Origin of the sequence: Geobacillus sp. BK01 (assembly GCF_052220245.1) — a bacterium.
GTDB lineage: Bacteria > Bacillota > Bacilli > Bacillales > Anoxybacillaceae > Geobacillus.
On record NZ_JBQPTH010000006.1, the window covers coordinates 79561 to 96959 of the forward strand.

Annotated in this window: 17 protein-coding genes, 2 pseudogenes and 1 riboswitch; of the genes and pseudogenes, 5 read left to right on the top strand and 14 right to left on the bottom strand. The window is 52.8% G+C overall.

Annotation, left to right across the window (positions count from 1 at the left end):
- Window positions 1–97: 97 nt before the first annotated feature.
- Window positions 98–1630, bottom strand: a complete 1533-nt coding sequence (locus ACTVDO_RS08625) for a bifunctional ADP-dependent NAD(P)H-hydrate dehydratase/NAD(P)H-hydrate epimerase (RefSeq protein WP_020959639.1) — start codon at window positions 1628–1630, stop codon at window positions 98–100.
- A 192-nt stretch (window positions 1631–1822) separates the two neighbouring features.
- Window positions 1823–1930, top strand: a riboswitch (SAM riboswitch).
- Between the two features lie 92 nt (window positions 1931–2022).
- Between ACTVDO_RS08625 and ACTVDO_RS08630 the strand changes: the two genes are divergently transcribed.
- Genes ACTVDO_RS08630 through ACTVDO_RS08640 form a run of 3 tightly spaced genes read left to right on the top strand, consistent with a single transcriptional unit; the run spans window position 2023 to window position 4575 of the window.
- Window positions 2023–3036 carry a methionine ABC transporter ATP-binding protein gene (locus ACTVDO_RS08630; RefSeq protein ID WP_020959638.1) on the top strand — a complete coding sequence of 338 codons (1014 nt, stop codon included), beginning with the start codon at window positions 2023–2025 and terminating at the stop codon, window positions 3034–3036.
- Window positions 3026–3691 (top strand): methionine ABC transporter permease, encoded by a 666-nt coding sequence (locus ACTVDO_RS08635; protein WP_020959637.1) that lies wholly within the window; start codon window positions 3026–3028, stop codon window positions 3689–3691. Before ACTVDO_RS08630 ends, ACTVDO_RS08635 begins: the two co-directional genes overlap by 11 nt.
- Before the next feature lie 41 nt (window positions 3692–3732).
- A complete protein-coding gene (locus ACTVDO_RS08640; protein WP_442901342.1) occupies window positions 3733–4575 on the top strand; it encodes a MetQ/NlpA family ABC transporter substrate-binding protein in 843 nt (280 codons plus the stop codon).
- A 271-nt stretch (window positions 4576–4846) separates the two neighbouring features.
- Here ACTVDO_RS08640 and ACTVDO_RS08645 read toward each other — a convergent pair.
- From ACTVDO_RS08645 to ACTVDO_RS08695, 11 genes and pseudogenes are all read right to left on the bottom strand, one after another.
- Window positions 4847–5092: pseudogene (locus ACTVDO_RS08645) on the bottom strand (hypothetical protein); the annotation flags it as partial.
- 57 nt (window positions 5093–5149) lie between these two features.
- Window positions 5150–5554, bottom strand: coding sequence for a thiol-disulfide oxidoreductase DCC family protein (locus ACTVDO_RS08650; protein ID WP_020959634.1), 405 nt, complete (start codon window positions 5552–5554; stop codon window positions 5150–5152).
- 13 nt (window positions 5555–5567) lie between these two features.
- Window positions 5568–6236 carry an SOS response-associated peptidase gene (locus tag ACTVDO_RS08655; RefSeq protein WP_020959633.1) on the bottom strand — a complete coding sequence of 223 codons (669 nt, stop codon included), beginning with the start codon at window positions 6234–6236 and terminating at the stop codon, window positions 5568–5570.
- A 94-nt stretch (window positions 6237–6330) separates the two neighbouring features.
- Entirely contained in the window at window positions 6331–7266 is a 936-nt protein-coding gene (locus ACTVDO_RS08660; protein ID WP_020959632.1) for an alpha/beta hydrolase, read from the bottom strand.
- Between the two features lie 59 nt (window positions 7267–7325).
- Entirely contained in the window at window positions 7326–9161 is a 1836-nt protein-coding gene (locus ACTVDO_RS08665; RefSeq protein ID WP_020959631.1) for a monovalent cation:proton antiporter family protein, read from the bottom strand.
- A 248-nt stretch (window positions 9162–9409) separates the two neighbouring features.
- On the bottom strand, window positions 9410–11086 hold the full coding sequence (locus tag ACTVDO_RS08670; RefSeq protein ID WP_442901385.1) for an acyl-CoA dehydrogenase family protein: 1677 nt from the start codon (window positions 11084–11086) through the stop codon (window positions 9410–9412).
- 27 nt (window positions 11087–11113) lie between these two features.
- Window positions 11114–11329: pseudogene (locus ACTVDO_RS08675) on the bottom strand (AMP-binding enzyme); the annotation flags it as partial.
- Complete coding sequence (locus ACTVDO_RS08680; protein ID WP_020959625.1) at window positions 11280–11678, bottom strand: MerR family transcriptional regulator; 399 nt, start codon at window positions 11676–11678, stop codon at window positions 11280–11282. The pseudogene ACTVDO_RS08675 and the gene ACTVDO_RS08680, both read right to left, overlap by 50 nt.
- A 326-nt stretch (window positions 11679–12004) precedes the next feature.
- Window positions 12005–12793, bottom strand: coding sequence for an ABC transporter permease (locus tag ACTVDO_RS08685; RefSeq protein WP_020959624.1), 789 nt, complete (start codon window positions 12791–12793; stop codon window positions 12005–12007).
- A 2-nt stretch (window positions 12794–12795) separates the two neighbouring features.
- The gene (locus ACTVDO_RS08690) at window positions 12796–13569 is read right to left on the bottom strand and encodes an ABC transporter permease (protein WP_020959623.1); all 774 of its coding nucleotides are present in this window, start codon (window positions 13567–13569) and stop codon (window positions 12796–12798) included.
- Entirely contained in the window at window positions 13566–14537 is a 972-nt protein-coding gene (locus ACTVDO_RS08695) for an ABC transporter ATP-binding protein (RefSeq protein WP_020959622.1), read from the bottom strand. The genes ACTVDO_RS08690 and ACTVDO_RS08695 overlap by 4 nt, the downstream gene beginning before the upstream one ends.
- Before the next feature lie 157 nt (window positions 14538–14694).
- On the opposite strand from ACTVDO_RS08695, the gene ACTVDO_RS08700 reads away from it, so the two are divergent.
- Both ACTVDO_RS08700 and ACTVDO_RS08705 read left to right on the top strand, forming a co-directional pair.
- Window positions 14695–15102 carry a hypothetical protein gene (locus ACTVDO_RS08700; RefSeq protein ID WP_020959621.1) on the top strand — a complete coding sequence of 136 codons (408 nt, stop codon included), beginning with the start codon at window positions 14695–14697 and terminating at the stop codon, window positions 15100–15102.
- Window positions 15103–15369: 267 nt separating this feature from the next.
- The gene (locus ACTVDO_RS08705) at window positions 15370–15774 is read left to right on the top strand and encodes a DUF1259 domain-containing protein (protein ID WP_020959620.1); all 405 of its coding nucleotides are present in this window, start codon (window positions 15370–15372) and stop codon (window positions 15772–15774) included.
- Between the two features lie 160 nt (window positions 15775–15934).
- Here the strand turns inward: ACTVDO_RS08705 and ACTVDO_RS08710 are convergent, their stop codons facing one another.
- Window positions 15935–16627: an ABC transporter ATP-binding protein gene (locus tag ACTVDO_RS08710; RefSeq protein ID WP_020959619.1), complete on the bottom strand. Its 693-nt coding sequence runs from the start codon at window positions 16625–16627 to the stop codon at window positions 15935–15937.
- Window positions 16620–17390 carry an ABC transporter ATP-binding protein gene (locus ACTVDO_RS08715; protein ID WP_020959618.1) on the bottom strand — a complete coding sequence of 257 codons (771 nt, stop codon included), beginning with the start codon at window positions 17388–17390 and terminating at the stop codon, window positions 16620–16622. Before ACTVDO_RS08715 ends, ACTVDO_RS08710 begins: the two co-directional genes overlap by 8 nt.
- Window positions 17391–17399 lie beyond the last annotated feature (9 nt).

The window sequence follows — 17399 nt, forward strand, 5'->3', positions numbered from 1 at the left end:
CTTTTGCCTATGATGCAAAAAGGAAGCGCCTCCTCTCGCGCTTCCTTTTCGATCGGTTCTCCAGCCAACGGTTCGTACACCTAACTTCCCCGCTCCATTATGCCCCAACGGCGTTAAAGCCGGCCAACACCGCCGGCAACGCATCAATGACATCAGAAGCGAGGACGTCCCACACCGAATGGCCGTTTTGCACGAGCCAATCGGCCGCCTGGCCGTGGACGAACACAGCGTTGCTCACCGCCGGCTGCACCGCTTCATGCTGCAGCAAAAATGCCGCAATCATGCCGGACAACACGTCGCCGCTCCCGCCTTTCGCCAAGGCCGGATTGCCGGTCGCGTTCACATATTGCGCCCCGTCCGGCGCCGTCACGATCGTGTACGGCCCTTTCAAGACGACATATACGCCGTATTCCATCGCCAACCGCTTCGACACGCCAAACCGGTCGCGTTCCACCTCGCTGACCGGGCGGCGAAGGAGGCGCGCCATTTCCCCCGGATGCGGTGTGATCACAGTCGGCGCGCTCCGCCCGCGCACGAACTCGGCATAATCGCCCCAGAAAAACAAGGCATCGGCGTCGATGACAAGCGGCACCGGCTGGCGCACAAGCTCATTGACCAAGCGGCGAACCCCTTCCGTCCGGCCCATCCCTGGGCCGACAGCGATCGCATCGATCTCAAGGCCGTCCCAATCGGCCGCGCCGGCAAACGCGCCGCCCTCGGCCGGCCATGGCCTACACATCGCTTCCGGCACGCGGTTGGCGACCGCCTCATACACCGTTTCCGGAACAGCCATCGTCACCAGCCCCGCCCCGCTGCGAAGCGCTGCCTTCGCAGCGAGCGTCACCGCGCCGGTCATCGCCTTGGATCCGCCGACGACAAGCAGCTTGCCGTACGTTCCTTTATGCGACGCCCGCTGGCGCTTCGGCATCGTCCCTATGACATCGCGCATTTCCCATACAAACCGGGCGGCCGCCTTCGCCTGCACCGCCGCCGGCGGAATGCCGATCTCCACGACGGTGAGCTCTCCGTAATAATCGGCCGCCGGGAACGTGTACGCCCCGAGCTTCGGACAGTGCACCGTCAGCGTCACATCGGCGCGGACCGCCGTGCCGGCTTCCCCTCCGTCTGCCGGCACCCCACTCGGCACGTCGATCGCATAGACAACCGCCGACGAACGGTTCACTTGCTCGATGATTTCTTTATATGGCGGACGCACGTCCCCCTTGACGCCAATGCCAAGCAGGGCGTCGATGATGACATCATAATGCGGCAAAAGCGCCGCCAACTCCCGCTCTTTTCCTTCGTAGGCGACCCACGAATAACCGGATCGCTCGTACACCTGAAGTGCCGTGCGCGCCGCCCCTTTCACCTTTTCCATTGGCGGAACGAGCCATAAATCTGCTTCATAACCGTAACTTTTCAACATGCGGGCGATGACAATCCCATCCCCGCCGTTGTTGCCCGTGCCGGCGAGCACCGCGACCTTGGCGGCGCGCGGAATCCGCTCCTTCAGCACCCGAAACAGCGCCTGCCCGGCGTTTTCCATCAGCGAGTCGGCGCTAATGCCGATCCGTTCCTCCACTTCCCGGTCAATGGCGTACATTTCCTCGGCCGTTACGATCGGAATCATATGCGTTGCCCCTTTCCTATTGTTTCTTCCTACAGGCATTGTACAATTTTTCCAAACGAAAGACGAGCAAAACGATTTCTCTAGAAACACAACAGTGGAAACGCTTCCTCAAACATTGCTCCAAAAAATATATGTTGACAACAAACGGCCGCCGCATTATGATGAATCTTGTAAAAATTGCATACAGCAAACCGCTTATCGAGAGTGACCGAGGGAACAGGCCCGATGACGTCCGGCAACCTCCCCTTGAGGGAACGGTGCCAATTCCTGCAGAATGGCTTTCATTCTGAAAGATAAGTCGGCAGTTTACATACCGATGCCTCTTTCTGAATGAAAGGGGCATTTTTGTTTGTCAAAAAGCCGCAACCGGCAGGCGGGGGGGAAGAACAAACATGATCGAGATCAAAAACGTGACGAAAATTTACTCGATGAAAAGAAAACAAGTTGTCGCAGTCGATAACGTGTCGCTTACGATTCGCGATGGCGAAATTTTTGGCATTATCGGCTACAGCGGCGCCGGAAAAAGCACGCTGTTGCGCTGCCTAAATGCGTTGGAACGGCCGACATCCGGACGGGTTCTCATCGACGGCACCGATATCACGGCGCTCGACAGTCGGGAATTGCGGCAGGCGCGCCAGAAAATCGGCATGATTTTCCAACACTTTTCATTAGTCAGCTCGAAAACAGTGTTTGAAAACGTCGCTTTTGCCTTAAAGGCGGCAAAAAAACCGAAGGCAGAAATTGAAAAGCGGGTGAATGAATTGCTCGATATGGTCGGTCTGGCGGATAAGCGGGACGCTTACCCGGCACAGCTGAGCGGCGGGCAAAAACAGCGCGTCGGCATCGCCCGGGCGCTTGCCAACAATCCGACCGTCCTCTTGTGCGATGAGGCGACATCAGCACTTGATCCGAGCACCACGAAGTCCATCTTGGAACTGTTGAAAAAAATTAACCGCGAGCTCGGCATTACGATCGTCTTGATCACCCACGAAATGGAAGTGGTCAAACATATATGCGACCGCGTTGCCGTCATGCAAAACGGCAACGTAATTGAACTCGGTACCGTTTACGACCTGTTTACCAATCCGAAAGAGGAATTGACAAAATCGTTTATCCATAGCGTCTTGCATGTTGACTTGCCTGAGCATTTATGGAAAAAGCATACGGGAACGATTGTGAAAATCCAGTTTCAAGGGGAGAGCGCAACGGAAACGATCGTTTCCGATATGTTGCAACAGTGTAAAGTAAAAGGAAATATTTTGCATGCCAAAATTGAGTACATTCAAGACAAACCGCTTGGCATTTTTGTGATGGAACTGATCGGGGAAGCGGACGAAATCAAACGGGCGATGGATTATATCGCCAAACGGACGAACGGATTGGAGGTGATTGCTTATGCTGCTTGATACATTGGCAGGCTTGCTTCCGGAGCTGAATAAGGCGTTTTTTGAAACCATTTATATGGTCGCCATTTCCTTGTTCGTCGCGATCATTGTCGGGCTGCCGCTCGGCGTTTTGCTCTTTGTCACCGACCGCGGCTTATTTTTGGAACATGCCGTTTTGAAATCCGTTCTCGGCTTTCTCGTCAACATGGTTCGGTCGATTCCATTTATCATTTTGCTTGTCGGCCTCTTGCCGCTCACAAAGCTGATCACCGGAACAACGATCGGGCCGACAGCCGCCTCCGTGTCGTTGTCAGTAGCCGCCATTCCGTTTTTTGCCCGGATCGTGGAAACTTCGCTGCGCGAAATTGAAAAAGGAGTCATTGAGGCAGCGGTGGCGGTTGGCGCCACACCGTGGATGATCATTAAAGATGTGCTGCTCCCTGAAGCCCGGCCGGGCATTGTGCAAGGAATTACGATTACAACGATCAGTTTGGTCGGCTATTCGGCGATGGCCGGGATTGTCGGCGGCGGTGGCGTCGGTGATTTAGCCATTCGCTTTGGCTACTACCGCTATGACAATACCGTCATGATCACCACCATTGTCATTTTAATCTGTCTTGTTCAAATCATTCAGTTTGCCGGCGACCGCATCGCCCGTCTTGTTGACAAGCGATAGGCCGCTTGCCATAAAACTCACTCGCATAAGGGGGCTTCATAATGAAAAAATGGTTGACAGTACTCGCATTGCTTCTTGTATTCGGCGCTCTTGCCGCCTGCGGCAACAGCAACTCCGCCTCAAGCGGCGCCGACTCGAAAGAGAAAAAAGAATTGACGATCGGGGCGACGTCCGGTCCGTACAGCGACATGGTCAACAAAGCCATCAAACCACTTTTGGAAAAAAAAGGATACAAAGTCAAAGTCGTTGAGTTCAGCGATTACATTCAACCGAACTTGGCTTTAGCCAACGGCGATTTGGATGCGAATTTATTCCAACATAAAATTTATATGGAAAACTTCGCAAAAGAACACAACTTAGATCTTTCAGAGGTCATCGTTGTGCCGACCGCCCCGATGGGCATTTACTCGAACAAATTCAAATCGCTTGATGACGTGGCAGACGGGAGCGAAATCGCCATCCCGAACGACCCGACCAACTTGGCGCGGGCGTTGCTAATTTTGCAAGACCATGGCTTAATTCAGCTTGATCCGTCAGCAAACCCGCTCACTGTGTCAGAAAAAGATGTCAAGGAAAATGTGAAACATCTCCAATTCAAGCCAATTGAAGCCGGCCAGCTGCCGCGCACAGTCGAAGGCGTGGATTTGGCCGCCGTCCCTGGCAACTTCGCCTTAGCGGCGAAAATGGATTTAACTAGTGCCTTAGCGTTGGAAAACATGCCGGATGACTACCGGAATCGCATTGTTGTCAACACAAAAGATTTGAACGAACCGTTCGTTAAAGACATTAAAGAAGCGGTCGAATCAAAAGAATTTGAGGCCGTTATCGACAAAGAGTTTCAAGGCTTCGGCAAGCCAAAATGGATGCTCGAACGACAAAACTAACCAACATCTGCCGCCTTGCGGGCGGCGGATGTTTCTTTTTGTAGACGATCAATCGGAAAAAGCAGTATAGTAGAAAGCAGAAATGTTCAGTCCCCGTTCATTCGAAAAAAAGAGGCGACCGACCTTGACATACATCGAAAAAGGAAGCAGCATATATCTGAAAGCAAGCATATCGCTCTTTTTCGGCGGGTTTGTGATGCTGTACAATTACATCGGCTTTTTGCTGAGCGAGCCGCCGTATTCATTCCGCCAGTCCGTGCTCGGCTTTTTGTTTATCGTTTGTAAGGACAGTCAACGCCTCGTATACATTATCAAGCAGCTGATCATCAATATAGGCGCATTTTCCTTCCCACCGGAGCGCGATGAGTTTCGCCGCCACCCCCATCCCTTCGTAAAATCGGCACCGAGTCTCATCCGCACTTTGCTCAGCCATAGCCATCAATTCATCGGCAAAATGCTCAAGCGCCCGAGGTGTGCAATCATCAAGCCACCGTGTTGTTCCGTTTGCCCTCCCCATTTCCCCTCCCTCGTTTCGTTCCCTTTTCAATACGACAAACGGGCGTATTTTCCTTCTTCACCATGGCCATTCATCAAGAAAGCGAGATCGCAGCTCAGGAGGCGGCAGCCGGCAATGACTACGCTTTCGGATCAGGCGATGGCGGCGTTTCGCAATCTGGTGATACACGCCGTCGCGCAGCGGCCGGGGAATGAGAAATCCGGCCGCTGCCAACCAGCTCCACGGCCGCGAAAGGCGGCGGCCGATGCGCAAGATGGCATCCGATTTCACATAGGAGCGGCCGTTCGCAACAAGGATGACGCTATCCCCTCCCGCCGCGCCTTGTGCCGCCAATATCGCCTGGCCAACGGCGCTCTGTTGTGCGGCAAAGCGAAACACCGCCTTTCGATCGCGGGCGGCGATCCAATAGACACTCGCATGGCAAAACAAACAGTCGCCGTCAAACAAGATGACCGGGTGCATCCTACCCCCCCATTCATCGGCTGTGAACCGGCTCGATGCAAGCGCTCACATCATGTTTCGGCGAGTTGACGAGCGCCGAAACTTCGTACACCTGCATTTGCTCTTCCGGATACGGCCGAAGCAATGATTTCAAATACTCGCTGTCGTCCAAACGCGGATCCAGCCAGTCTTCATGCCGTTCAGGCGGCAACATGACCGGCATCCGGTCATGAATCGGGGCAACGATCCCGTTTGCCCTCGTCGTGATGATCGTGCACGTCTCAAGCGGCCCGCTCGCTCCCTCCCAGCGCTCCCACAATCCCGCGAACGCAAACGGTTCGCCTGTTTTGAGCGTAAACCGGTACGGCACTTTTTTCGCCCCGTCCTTCTTCCATTCATAAAACCCGTCAGCTAAAATGAGGCAACGCCGCCGTTTGAACGCATGGCGGAAACTCGCCTTTTCATCGACCGTTTCCGCCCGGGCGTTAATCATTTTCGCCCCGATGCGGTCATCTTTCGCCCAAAACGGCACAAGCCCCCAACGCATCATTTTGCCGATTCTCTCTTCCCCTTCGGCGACAACGGTCAGCACCTCCTGACTCGGAGCGATGTTGAACCGGGGCGCCAGCGAACCTTGATAGCGGAAATGAAAGCGCGCCTGCAACATTTCCAAATCAACGGTTAACGTAAAGCGGCCGCACATGTTCTTTCCTCCTCTGCTGATTGATGTAAACAAATTAGCATTTTTAAGGTTCTTCCAGTATAATACAAAAAACGGCCACGAGCGAATCGGCCGCTTATGAAGAACCTTTTGCCAATGCATCCAAAAACGCCAACATCCGCTTGGCGTATTCTTCGCCATACAGCGAAAAGCTTTTCACGTGATCCGCCCTTTCCGTCAGCCATAATTGAAAGACGTCCGGGTGGGTTTCGTACAACTTCACGCTTTCGCTGTATGGAATGGAGTGGTCATCTTTGCTGTGGATGAACAAAATCGGCCTCGGCGCGACACGATCGACGGCATGAATGGGCGAAGACACGCCCAAATCCAAATCGGCCAGCGCCGGAATGATCGCCAAAATGAGGTACGTAAACGGCACGTTCGGCAAATGCGTCCACACCGGCATGTTGGCGCGCAAATACGATTCAAGGTCGCTAAACGGGCTGTCGGCGATCACTCCGCGCACATCATGGTCCTCCGCCGCCGCCAAGATCGCTGTCGCCGCTCCCATGGAAACGCCGTATAAAGCAATCGGTTCGCGGTAATGCTCTTTCACGTAATCGATGACGCCAAGCAGATCGTCTTTCTCTTTGACGCCGATCGTAATCATATCGCCTTCCGACTCGCCGCTAGCGCGAAAATCAAACAAGACGACGCGGTACCCTTCGTCAACGAGCCGCTTGGCGAGCGGCAAAAACGGCACATTTTCTTGAACACGGTTGTTGCCGTATCCGTGGGCAAAAATGACCGTCATCTTCGCCGCTCCTTTAGGCGGAATGATCCAGCCTTTAAGCGCCGTTTTTCCATCTTTGCTTGCAAACGTCGCACGTTCATACGCCATGCCGTAGTCTTGCGGCGTTGCCGTAATCGGCGCGCGCGGTTTATGGGTCAGTTGCCAACCGACGTAAACAGACAGCCCGATGCAAGCCAATGCGCCGAGTAAGACAATCGCAATGGACAACGGAATCCATATGCGGCCGACGGCCAAACGCCGCTTGCGATCTAATTCCATCGCCCCTCCCCTTTCATTCTTTAAGACATCGCGATCCCGGTTGATCGTCTGTTTTTTACTTATTCAAGCCAATGACGCAATTGTTCAACATATTCCCCCGTCCCGGTTACAATCAGACGGTCGCCGATTTGCAACGTCGTATCTCCGTGCGGCACAATTGATTCGTTGTCGCGGAAAATGCGGACGATAATACAATCACCCATAAACGGGAACTGACGGAGCATCATCCCGTCATAATCCGGATTGTTCATCGCAATTTCGTGCAGCGCCGTGTCTGTATTCATCATCATCCGCGCCACCCGCGGCGATTCGATCGATGCCCGCAGCATCGAAATGGACGAACGCAACACGGACAGCACTTCAATGTCGGCCCCATTTAACCGCTCAACTTGTTGTGGACTTTCCGCCAGCGCCAAAATCCGCTTCACTCCTTGTTCTTTCGCCGCCAAGGCGACATCCGCATTCACACGTTCGTCTCCAGTCCAAGCCACAGCAATATCGACCGCAAAGGCGCCGCGCTCTTCCAGCGTCTCTTTTGTGTAATCGGGAATATCGACAATCGGAAACACAGCATCCGCCCCAGATCGCTCGATATTGTCCCGCTGGATATGAAACAGTTTCACATCGTAGCGATCCCTATCAAGCTCCCGCGCCGCCCCCAATGTAAATTGATTGGCACCGATGAGCGCCACCGCCATCTTCCGCTCATCGTGCGGCCGGACAAACAGCTTTTTAAACAAAACCGGGGCGATAACGCTTGAAAGCACCGCCACTAAAATGAGCGCCCCTTCCATCGTCTCATCAATAATCCCGATTCGTCTGGCAATGGCCGCTGCGGCGATGACAAGCGACAGCGTCGACACAAGCAAAAATGAAGCAGCCAATGTCGTTTTCGTATCATACCAAATGCGGAGCAGGAAAACAGGAATGACTTTCGATACAATCAACGCCAAAAAGAGAAGCGGAATCATCGCCAAAACCGTCGGCTCGGTCACAAGCGAACGCAAGTTTAAATCAACGCCAACCATAACGAAGAAAATCGGAATAAGAAATCCGTAACCAAACGAGTCAAGTTGACGGCGCAGTTCTTTATTAGGGGATAGCAACGAAACGAGCACCCCTGCCAAAAAGGCCCCTAAAATGTTTTCAGCCCCGAACGTTTCCGATAAGGCGACAAGCACGATCATCAAGGTAAACACAGCCCGAGTGCCGATTTGCACTGTCCCTTTCGCCATCGTCTCGACGAACGAACGTTTTTTGAAATGTTTTCCGATAAAGTAAAACACCACACCACAAGCGAACAAACCGAGCAGCAACCATATGCTTCCGTGCCCCGGCTCATAAATTGAAACGAACACAGCCAATAAAATCATCGTCACCAAATCAGCAATAACCGCCACAAGCAAAATCGTCTGTCCGATCGTTGTATCCATTAAATGGCCATCTTTTAACGTTGGCACGACAACGCCAAGGGAAATGGTTGAAATGATGAGCGTCATGAGAAACGCGTTGTCCGTGTAGCCAAAAACAACAAACAAATAGGAAAGACCGTAAGACAAAGCAAAAATGGCGATAAAAATCAGCGGAGCCACGACAAACGGATTTGGCTCCTTTTTTCGTTTGTGTTCCACCTTCGGGCGATTGGCAAACATCGAAAAATCGATTTCAAGACCGCTTAAAAACATTAAAAATAAAAATCCTAGCGTCGACAGCGTCTCAATCCACATATCCGCTTGCACAAGATCAAATCCTGTCTTGCCGATCACAATACCGGCGATAATTTCCGCCACCACAACCGGGATGAATTGCAGCCGGAGCCGGTTTAACAAAATCGGCGTTAAAAACGCGACTACAACGATAATCAATAACGAAGTGATGGATGACTGTTCGGCCATACCCTTCCCCTTTCCGCAAAACCGTTTCTGAAAGACCGGTAAACATCACTGTTTTCTCCAATCAATAGTTTTCTGCAGAAACGAAGTCGTGATTTGCAATATTCACCATATTTGGACATTATCTGTTCCGTTCATTCACCGGTCTTCTAGAGTCTCCATCTTAACGGATTTTGCCCTAGAGTGCAACCGAGCCGCTCTGAAGCCCGGCTTGGCGCATCTTCAACCGTCATCCATGTTTCGTTGTTCGCTTATTGGCGTTCGAGCGAAGACAACGTCCGACCGATGATCATCTCAAAATAACGCACCGCTGCCATCCGTTCATCAACGAGCCCGCGCTCCCATACATGACGCAAAAACAGCTCGGCGATCCACTTGTTCCGCTCGTTTTCTTGCCCGCGCTCCAGGGCGGTGACGCTCAAATACAGATCACACATTCGGTTGGCGACGGTTTTCGCATGGAACGTCTGCACGTCTTCCGGTTGGCCGCCAAGACGGGCGAGCGCCGACGCCAACTCCTTCAGCCCTTCTTCAACCGGGCGGGCAAGCGACTTAACCTCAGCCGTTAGACGCTCAAGCCGCTCCTTCATCGCAGCGATGAACCGTTCGTGAATGCGGTATTTGCGCATGAGCCGCAATACCTCAAGGGCTAAAATGTTGGCCGTCCCTTCCCAGACGGTCAGCACTTGCGCGTCGCGGAGCAGGCGCGGGGTGACGAAATCTTCGATATACCCGTTGCCGCCGTGCAGTTCAATCGCCTCATGGCTGAAGGCGATCGCTTCGTCGGCGGTGCGCATTTTCAGCAAGGCGATCAAAAGCCTAAGCCACGCTTTCTCCGCCTCGCCCGTTTCATATGGCGCGGCCATGACGCGGTCAAACAAAGCAACCATGTCAAAGCAGGCGCTCGTTTCCACTTCCTGCCTCGCTGTCAAATTGGCGAGCGTCCCGCGCACCATCGGATATTCCGTCAAGACATGGCCAAAGGCGGTGCGCCGCTCGGCGTATTGTTTCGCTTCCTCAAGCGCCCGCTTCATGATGCCGACCGAAGCGACCGCATTGCAGACGCGCGACAAATTGAGCGCTTCCATCATATAATAGAAGCCTTTGGCCGGATCGCCGACGACATACGCCTCGGCCCCGTCAAACACGACTTCAGCCGACGGCACGGCGCGCACGCCCAGCTTATCTTTTAAGCGGCGGATCGCGATGCCGTTTAACGTCCCGTCCTCACGGCGCCATGGGACGAGAAACAGGCTCAGCCCCTTCGTTCCCGGCCCGCTTCCGTCGATGCGCGCCAACACGAGCGCCACGCCGCAGCGGCCGGCGTTGCTGGCAAAATATTTTTCCCCGTATAACTTATAATGATCGCCGCACGGCACAGCGCGCACTACATTGGCGCCGACGTCCGACCCGCCTTGGCGCTCGGTTAAAAACGTCGCCCCTTCGTACAATTCGACCTCTCCGGTGGAAATGACATGGGGCAAGTACCGCGCTTTTAACGCTTCATCGGCAAAATGCTCAAGCACATACGCCGTCGCCATCGTCAGCGTCACCGGGCAGTAAAACCCCGGCTCGGCTTGGGACAAAATGTATCCTTGGGCGTACGAGTAAACGTAGTTCCCTTTTCTCCCAAGCTCGGGAATCGGCTTGTGCACATAGCCGACGATTCCCGTTTCGTACGTCTGGTTCGCCGTCTGTTCGTACCCTTCGTTCACCCACACTTCGGAAATGTCGTTTCCAAACCGGTCGTACTTGATGAGGCGCGGCTGCCCTTCGCGGTCGGTGTGCACGGCGCGGCGGTCGACATCCGTCAAACAAAATTCATAAAACGATTCGAGCTTTTCTTCGGCATAGCGGTACAATTCATCATCCAAATACCGTTTCAAATTCGCCAGCAAATTCGGATCAGCTTCACGAAGCGGTCTCATCATCTCTCCCCTTTCCTTCCTTGCTCATCATGCCTGCGCCTTTTGTGCTGCCACCTCCCGCGCCCGCAGCACTTGTTTCAGCACTTTTCCCGTCGCATTGCGCGGCAGTTCAGCGATCGCCTCATACAAGCGGGGGATTTTGTAACCGGCAAGCTTGTCGGATAGGAAGCGCTTGCATTCTTCCGCAAGCGGTTCAAGCGGTTGGCTCAAAACAACAAACGCTTTTGCCGTTTCGCCCCACTCCGTCAAAAAGCAGCGCTTCCATCTCCGCCTTCAGCTGCAGCAAATCGTCAATCCGCTCGCTCACCTCCTTTAGTTTCCGCCGCCCGTATTCGATCGTTTTTTCCAACTGCTTCCTCCCGGTGCGGTCCTCATCAAACAGCGCAATCATGTCATGAATTTCCTCAAGCGAAAAGCCGAACCGTTTGCCGCGCAAAATAAGCTTCAGTTTCGCCCGCTCCTTTTTTGGATACAGCCGCTGCCCCGACTCGGTCCGAATCGGGGAAAGCAAGCCGCGCTCTTCATAGTAGCGGATCGTCCGGGTGCTCACATCAAACTCCTGCGCCAGTTCGGAAATGGTGAAATAACGCATGGCCATCCCTTTTCTAGAATTAATATTCTGAATATTATTTTAATTTACGTTAACGTAAAAGTCAACAAATACGGGAGACAGGAAAGCAGAAATCCTGTCTTCCGCGCTATGTCTCCTCGTTCAAGAAGTTTAGGGAAAGTTCGCCGCCAAAAAACATCCGAGACCATAACAAGAAACGAAACCGCACTGTCAACGCCTCCCCGCCATCTGTGCAGGCCGGCAGCGAAACCGTGCGACGCTCGTCCATTCGCTGGCCGAGCGTTGCCGATAGGCGGACGAAACAGCCGTGGTCAAAGAAAAAAGCCCTCTTCGAAGAAGGCTTTTCCTCATCCGCCCGCCCCCGTGTAAAAGCGCAAGGCAAAGCGCCAAAAGCGGCGGGCGAGCCATACAAACAAAACGGCGACCGCCAACGCGATGAGGGCTGTCGGAATGCTCCATTTTCCAAGCAGCGCGAGCGCGGGCGTATTCGTGATCAACACCGCCGGCAGGATGTATGTAATCACCCATCGCACTGCACCGCGATACATGCTGCCGGGGAAGCGGGCCGTGTCAAAAAACGAGTCGAAAATAAACGACAAATCATCAATGCGCACAACCCAAAACGACGTCGTCATAAGCATCACCCATAACGAATAAATAAGCAAAAGCGAAGCAACCATCACGATCAAAAACATCAGCACGTCCGCCGCCGACGGAACGTAGCGCTCGGCATACAAGCCATAACCGATGATGCCGAGGCCGAGCGCGACATCGATGAGCCGCCAAAAAACAAGATGGCGGAAGCTGACGTAAAACATGCTGTCGACCGGCTTCGTCAACACGTAATCGAGCGTGCCGCGCCGGACGTGCTCAAGCAGCCGCGGCATGTTCGGGCGGAGCGCAAAATCGATGAGCCCGCGCAACGTATTGAAGACGCCGAGCAACACCAGCACTTCCCCATACGTCCAGCCGCCTAGGCGATCCGTCTGATAAAAAAAGATATGGACCGTAAGCAGGGCGATGCCAACGCCAAAAAAGCTGGCGATCACATTGCCGAAAAATTCGCTTCGATACTCGAGTTCCTCGACCAAACAGGCGCGGAAAAACTCGCGGAACACTCGTCCATACCGCCGCATGTTCACCCACCTACCGCTTGGTTTTTTCGCATTCCCGCTTTCCAAAGCTGCTGCAACCCTGCGACAAACACGACCATCCACCCGGCCGCAATCGCAAAACCGCGCATCATTTCTCCGCCGCCTGCCGCCCCGGTGGCGATTTCAATCGGGAAACTGATCATATAGCGAAACGGCAGCCACTCGCTCCATTCGCGAAGCGTCGGCGGCAAAAACTCAAGCGGCGCGATTCGCCCTGACAAAAACAGCGACATCACATCGATCACCCCGTACACCGCCGCCACCTTCGTCACCCAAAACGCGAGCAGCCCGCATGAGTAGCTCAGCAAAAACCGGAGCGCCGCTCCCAATACGACCGCTGCCAAAAACAACGCCGCCTGACCTCCCGTCATGTGCGGGCGAAGCGCGGGCCAAAACACCGCCCCCACCAGCCAAACCGGCACTAAAACGACGGCAAACAGCCATTTGTACACGATGTTTTCCGCAATCGCCCAATGGATCGGATGAAGCGGCCGCAGCAACAAGTTCGAAAACGTCCCTTCGCGAATTTCACGGTCCAATTCCCACACGTCCCACGCGCTCGTCATCCGCTCGACGAATATGACCGCCATAAAATAGAATAGAAACGACTCGCTCTCTTCCGGATGAATGTTCATCCAGACAAACATCGTAATGAGCGGCTGCGTGACCGCCCCCGTCATCCAAACGAACGTCGCCAGCCGATACGCCAGCATTTCGATATATTTCATCCGCAATAGGGCGATATATTTGCGAATCATACGTGCTCCTCCCAAAACGCGCGCGCAATCACTTCTTCAAGCGGCGGATCTTCGATGTTGATATCGCGGACGTCAAACCGCTCCAACAACCGCGCCGCCGTCTCCGCCGCCGTCCCGCGCGCCACCCGGAGCACAACCGTCCCTTCTTCGATTTCCGCCACTTCGCCATACTCATTCCAATCAATATCCGGCAGCCGCGAAAACCGAACCTCAAGCCGTTTGTACGGCGCCAGCTTCTCCGTCAGCACCGCGAGCTCCCCATCGTAAATCAACCGCCCGTAGTTAATGATCATCACCCGGTCGCAAAGCGCGGCGACATCGCCCATATAGTGCGACGTCAACAAAATCGTCGTCTCATGCTCGCGATTGTAGTCCACGATAAAGCGGCGCACGTTTTCTTGTGTATGAACGTCCAGCCCGATCGTCGGTTCGTCCAAAAACAACACGTGCGGCCGATGCAACAGCGCCGCCGCCAGCTCGCAGCGCATCCGCTGGCCAAGCGACAGACTGCGCGTCGGCTTGTCAAGAAGCGGGGCCAAGTCGAGCAGTTCCGTCAATTCCTCAAGCGTCTGGCGAAATGACCGATCATCGATGTCATAAATGGCTTTATTGACCAAAAACGTCTCCATCGGCGGGATGTCCCAAATGAGCTGGCTTTTTTGCCCCATCACCAAGCTCATCATCTTTTTAAACTCCGGCTTTTGTTCAAACGGCACAAATCCGCCGACTGTAATCTCCCCTGATGTCGGGTGCAAAAGGCCGGCCAACATTTTCATTGTTGTCGTCTTCCCCGCCCCGTTCGGGCCTAAAAAGCCGACGATCTCCCCTTTTTCAATCGTAAATGAAACATCTTTCACCGCCTCAACCATCCGGTAGTCGCGGCGCCATAAATGCCGCACCGCCTCGAGCCATCCAGCCTCGCGGCGATGAACGCGGAACGATTTATGCAAATGGCTGACACGGATCACAGTGCCCATCCTCCAATAGTGTACTGTTGACACTTTTTTGTATATCACATCGAGGGGGCGGGCCGCAAAGAAAAACGTTTCGTCATCTTTCTTCTATCATCTCTTTCTTTCGCCATGTATAATAGAAGGAGAATCGAACCAGAAAGGGGATTGTCGAATGGGAGCGATCTCAAATGAAATGATTTGGCAAGCGATTAAAGAACTTGCCGACCAGCTGCAGCAAACAAATGGACAAGTACGGCAACTGGGCCAACAGGTGCAGCAAATGAACGAGCAAGTACAACAGCTCAGCCAACACGTGCAGCAAACAAGCGAGAAAGTCCAACACCTTAACAGCCAAGTGCAGCAGCTAAACCACCAAGTACAACAAACTAACAAGCGAGTCGACCAGCTCGCCAAACAAGCACAGCAAACGAATGAACAACTCAACCAATTAAGCCAGCAAGTATCCGACATGGACAAACGGCTCACCGATGTCGCCAACGGCCAAAACATTTTGGTCGAAGAACTGTTTGAAAACAAAAAGGAAATCAAGCGGGTCAAGACGGCGCTCAATATGTATTAGCCCCCCGCCGTTCCGTCCGTTTTTTCATGTTCAACACCTTCATCGTCCCTCAGGTCGGTTTCATACCTCCGTCTCGTCTGTCGAGAGAGGTTTTTCTTTTTTGAAACGCTCCATCCATCACCTGTCATGTCACCCTTCATTGACACTCCGACACAAATTCCGCCCTTGCCGTCAACTCCTGTCCCATTCCGCCTCGTTCTCAAACCATACAATAAAAAACAAAAGGGCAATGCGTCCTTTTCATTTTCACCGAAGGGAAGATCACCAATGGATTGGGAATCGAGAAAAGACTTATGCCGGGAGTTTGCGAGCATTCTTGGTGGGACAGGAAGCTTGATGAACGGAGTCTGTTTTGTGCAAAAGTTTCGGGATATTCCGTTCACCATTATGGGGAGGCGAACCAATTCCCCGCTCGTGAACCCACAACTGTTTTCCTTTGAAAGTTTAGACAGCCAAGGAAATGCCTTGAATTTAGGGGAAACGGTATTGCTTCAAGAAGAAGTCAACCCGCTGCTGCGGGAGTTGAAAAAACGGGGCATCACCGTCACCGCTGTCCACAACCACTGGTTATTTGAACGGCCGCGGGCAATGTATATGCACTTTCAGTCGATTGAGCCCCCGCTTGAATTTGCCCGCAAAGTGCGGGAAGCGTTGCGGGTGTTGCAAGACTAGCGGGATGGGGCGGTCGAAGTAGCACCCAAAGGAACGAAGACATTGCTTTCATCACGGAATAAAGAAACTCCCACTTCGGACAACACGAAGTGGGAGCCGTTCCGTTTGACATAAGCCGCCGCAAGAGATTTGTTTATCCGCTTTCTAGCGATTGGTGAAGCTACGAACTCAGCAGTAAATATTTGTTTTTGACGTCGGCATTCAACTCATCAGGCGCTCCGCCAAACACAATGGACCCTTTATTCAAAATGTAGACAAAATCAGCCAGCTCCAACGCCATGGCTAAGTTTTGCTCGACCAAAAAGATAGTCAGTCCTTGTTGTTTCAATTGACGAATAATTCCCGTCACTTCTTGCACCATCAACGGAGACAACCCTTCTGACGGCTCATCAAGAAGCAGCACTTTCGGATTGGTCAATAGCGCCCTGCCGATCGAAAGCATTTGCTGCTCTCCACCGCTTAAATCGCCGCCCATCGATGACTCCCTTTCTTGTAAGCGGGGGAACATGGCGTATATTTTATCCAACGTCCATCCATTCTCCACCGGGCGGTATGTTGTCAACAAATTTTCTTTCACCGTTAAATTCGGGAAAATTCTTCTTCCTTGCGGAACAAGACCAATCCCAAGCCGCGCTATTTGGAAGCTGGCTTTATTTTGGATTTCGGTCTGTTCCAATACGACCTTCCCCGTTTTCGCCGGAACCATTCCCATAATGGAATGGATCGTTGTCGTCTTTCCCATTCCGTTCCTCCCTAACAGAACGGTCACGTTTCCCTTTTCAACCGTTAACGAAACATTGTGAAGGATATGGCTGTCTCCGTAAAACGCATTTAAGTGATAAACGTTAAGCACCGACCGTTTTCCCCTTCCCGATATAAATTTCATTGACCCGCTCATCGCTCCGCACTTCATCGGGAGATCCATCGATTAAAATATAGCCGTTATACAACACAATCATGCGCTCGGCCATTCCAAACACGACATCGAGGTCATGTTCGATCACCATCACGGTAATGTCTTTTGGCAACTGGTGAAGCAACTGGACAATGTAAGTGGTTTCGGCTTGGGACATGCCCGCTGTCGGCTCATCAAGCAACAGCACATCGGGCTCCATCGCAATGCCAAGCAAAATTTCCACCTGCCGTTGCTCGCCATATGACAACGTTTTTACCTGTTCGTTTGCAATCTTTCCGAGCCCCCACGTCCGGAGTAAATGTTCTGCCTCCTCAAACAATGCCGGCGAGCGACGGGCGTTTCTCGGTTTGAACCATACATTTGCCATTCCGCGTTTCCGCTGCAATACTAATAACAAATTATCGAGCACAGTCAATTCATTCAGCAAGTTATTTTTCTGAAATGTGCGCACAATCCCCTCTTGCGCTCTTTTAAAATTCGGCATGTTGGTAATTTCTCTTCCTTTATAATGGATCTTGCCTCCGGTAGGAAGGAGATCTCCTGTCAATAGGTTAAAAAACGTCGTTTTTCCTGCCCCGTTCGGACCGATTATTCCAATTCGTTCACCTTTTCTCACGCTGAGGGATACGTCTTTAATAATTTGCAAACCGCCGAAATGTTTGCTGATACTTTCGACACGTAATATCACATCTTTTTCCATTTTCCTCCT

Bases quoted from the DNA above. Each gene is read 5' to 3' on its own strand.
- ACTVDO_RS08625 (WP_020959639.1), bottom strand. From the start codon at position 1,630: ATGATTCCGATCGTAACGGCCGAGGAAATGTACGCCATTGACCGGGAA.
- ACTVDO_RS08630 (WP_020959638.1), top strand. From the start codon at position 2,023: ATGATCGAGATCAAAAACGTGACGAAAATTTACTCGATGAAAAGAAAA.
- ACTVDO_RS08635 (WP_020959637.1), top strand. From the start codon at position 3,026: ATGCTGCTTGATACATTGGCAGGCTTGCTTCCGGAGCTGAATAAGGCG.
- ACTVDO_RS08640 (WP_442901342.1), top strand. From the start codon at position 3,733: ATGAAAAAATGGTTGACAGTACTCGCATTGCTTCTTGTATTCGGCGCT.
- ACTVDO_RS08650 (WP_020959634.1), bottom strand. From the start codon at position 5,554: ATGCACCCGGTCATCTTGTTTGACGGCGACTGTTTGTTTTGCCATGCG.
- ACTVDO_RS08655 (WP_020959633.1), bottom strand. From the start codon at position 6,236: ATGTGCGGCCGCTTTACGTTAACCGTTGATTTGGAAATGTTGCAGGCG.
- ACTVDO_RS08660 (WP_020959632.1), bottom strand. From the start codon at position 7,266: ATGGAATTAGATCGCAAGCGGCGTTTGGCCGTCGGCCGCATATGGATT.
- ACTVDO_RS08665 (WP_020959631.1), bottom strand. From the start codon at position 9,161: ATGGCCGAACAGTCATCCATCACTTCGTTATTGATTATCGTTGTAGTC.
- ACTVDO_RS08670 (WP_442901385.1), bottom strand. From the start codon at position 11,086: ATGAGACCGCTTCGTGAAGCTGATCCGAATTTGCTGGCGAATTTGAAA.
- ACTVDO_RS08680 (WP_020959625.1), bottom strand. From the start codon at position 11,678: ATGCGTTATTTCACCATTTCCGAACTGGCGCAGGAGTTTGATGTGAGC.
- ACTVDO_RS08685 (WP_020959624.1), bottom strand. From the start codon at position 12,793: ATGCGGCGGTATGGACGAGTGTTCCGCGAGTTTTTCCGCGCCTGTTTG.
- ACTVDO_RS08690 (WP_020959623.1), bottom strand. From the start codon at position 13,569: ATGATTCGCAAATATATCGCCCTATTGCGGATGAAATATATCGAAATG.
- ACTVDO_RS08700 (WP_020959621.1), top strand. From the start codon at position 14,695: ATGGGAGCGATCTCAAATGAAATGATTTGGCAAGCGATTAAAGAACTT.
- ACTVDO_RS08705 (WP_020959620.1), top strand. From the start codon at position 15,370: ATGGATTGGGAATCGAGAAAAGACTTATGCCGGGAGTTTGCGAGCATT.
- ACTVDO_RS08715 (WP_020959618.1), bottom strand. From the start codon at position 17,390: ATGGAAAAAGATGTGATATTACGTGTCGAAAGTATCAGCAAACATTTC.